The organism is uncultured Campylobacter sp., from assembly GCF_937997595.1.
GTDB lineage: Bacteria > Campylobacterota > Campylobacteria > Campylobacterales > Campylobacteraceae > Campylobacter_B.
The window spans coordinates 1-1,786 of the sequence record NZ_CALKTS010000158.1 but is presented as its reverse complement, the minus strand read 5'-3'; the positions used below and the strand labels follow the sequence as shown (position 1 = coordinate 1,786).

Annotated in this window: 4 protein-coding genes; all 4 read right to left on the bottom strand. The window is 42.9% G+C overall.

All coding sequences use genetic code 11. From position 1 onward, the window contains the following. On the bottom strand, positions 1-532 hold a 532-nt coding region (locus Q0614_RS05730), incomplete at its 3' end, for a Na+/H+ antiporter NhaA (protein WP_298787176.1). Positions 533-597: 65 nt separating this feature from the next. Next, positions 598-1,038 (bottom strand): CopD family protein, encoded by a 441-nt coding sequence (locus Q0614_RS05725; RefSeq protein ID WP_297997264.1) that lies wholly within the window; start codon positions 1,036-1,038, stop codon positions 598-600. A 10-nt stretch (positions 1,039-1,048) separates the two neighbouring features. Continuing rightward, positions 1,049-1,441: an NINE protein gene (locus tag Q0614_RS05720; RefSeq protein ID WP_298787173.1), complete on the bottom strand. Its 393-nt coding sequence runs from the start codon at positions 1,439-1,441 to the stop codon at positions 1,049-1,051. Then, positions 1,428-1,786, bottom strand: a 359-nt coding sequence (gene lspA / locus Q0614_RS05715; RefSeq protein WP_298787171.1) for a signal peptidase II, incomplete at its 5' end; no start/stop codon positions are given. The genes lspA and Q0614_RS05720, both read right to left, overlap by 14 nt.

Genomic DNA, 1,786 nt, shown 5'->3' with positions numbered 1-1,786 from the left:
AGGAATAAAACAAAGCGATGATTAAAATTGCACACAGATCGTCCATTATCGCAAGTGTCAAAACGAAAATTTTAAGGCTAGCCGGGATTTTTTTGCCTAAAAGCGCCATAACGCCCACGGCAAAAGCGATATCGGTCGCCGTAGGGATTGCCCAGCCCTTCATCGCGACGGCATCGCCCCAGTTGATGATCGAAAATATGATCGCAGGCATCATTACTCCGCCCAGAGCCGCGAAGCTAGGAAGTAAAATTTGAGAGAAGTGACGCAGCTGCCCTTCGATCTTTTCGCGCTTGAGCTCAAGTCCGATGGCAAAAAAGAATATCGCCATGAGCACGTCGTTTACCAAAAAATGCATCGATTCGTCAAGTTTCGCAGAACCCACGCCTATGGTAAAACTCAAATGCAAAAACGCTTCGTAATATTTAGATAAAAAGTCCACATTTTGAGCTAAGATCGCAAAAACCGCGGATAGAAGTAATATAACGCCGGCGCTACTTTCGCTTGATAAAATTTTCTTAATGATATGTTGCACATGCTTCCTTTAAAAATTTTGCCTTAATTTTATGCAAATTTTAATTAAATTTTTATCAAAACGGGCTAGTTGCTCGGTAAATTCGGCATTATTAGCATTGCATAAAGTATTATAAACATTATGATCGTAGGGCCTTCGTTGATCGCACGGAAGTATTTTCCACTCCTGTGACACTCGTTTTTTTCAAATTTATACATATAATAATACAGCCACAAATGATAACAGATCAGCAAAACTCCGGCTAGCAGCTTAAGATGAAAGTATCCCAACTTCATAAGCCCCGGATTTAAAACGATCAGCATCACGCCGCTAAAAACCGTCACCGCCATTGCTATCCAGCCGATCGCGTGATAGAGCATCCGCTCCATCTTTTTAACGACCTTTACGAAATCCGGCTTGTCTAAATTTTCAGCGTGATAAACATACAGGCGCGGCATATAAAACAGCATCGCCATCCATGAAATAAAGCCCGCAAAATGGACAAATTTAAACCAAAAATAACTCATTTTAGCCTCCTTAATCTCTCATTAAAATTTCTTTTCTAACTTCAAATTCCTCTTTAGAAATCGCGCCTTTTTGATACAGCTCGTAGAGTGCATCGACCTTTTTTAGGCGCTGTTCGTAGTCGTCTCGCATCGTTTCGGTGCTAAATTCGTTGATATCATCGACCCAGATACCTATAAAAAATAGATCGATAAGCCACCAAATCCCCCAAATAGCCCAAAATAAAAAGCCCACTAAAAACCATAGCGTAAAGCTTCCCAGCCAAAATAGCGCGATCTGCGAAAAGCCGCTGATAAATTTACCGCAGTAAATTCTATGCAGTCCGCCCCCAATCGGCATTCCCAAAAGCGACGAACAGCCGCCTACAAACCACAGCGCATAGGCGATATAATTATTTCTTTTCATTTTTCTCCTTTTTCGCGATCTTGTAGCTTTGGAAGATAAAAATCACGACGGCCAGATCGATCATCACGTCGGCGAAGTTAAACACCGCGAACTCAAACCACTTGTGCCACGCGACGTAATCCACGACGCCGCCGCGAATAAAGCGATCGAGCAAATTTGAACAGCCCCCCGCGAGCATCAGCGCAAACGGCGCCCAGTGTTCGCAAAAGAGCTTTTTATGACAAAATACATACGCCGCAAGTGCCGAGATCAGCGCGATCTGGATAAATTTTAAATTTTCGCCCAAGAATGCAAACATCGAAAACGCAACGCCGCGATTAAGCGTAAGCTCTAGCGAAAAAAACT

Bases quoted from the DNA above. Each gene is read 5' to 3' on its own strand.
- Q0614_RS05725 (WP_297997264.1), bottom strand. From the start codon at position 1,038: ATGAGTTATTTTTGGTTTAAATTTGTCCATTTTGCGGGCTTTATTTCA.
- Q0614_RS05720 (WP_298787173.1), bottom strand. From the start codon at position 1,441: ATGAAAAGAAATAATTATATCGCCTATGCGCTGTGGTTTGTAGGCGGC.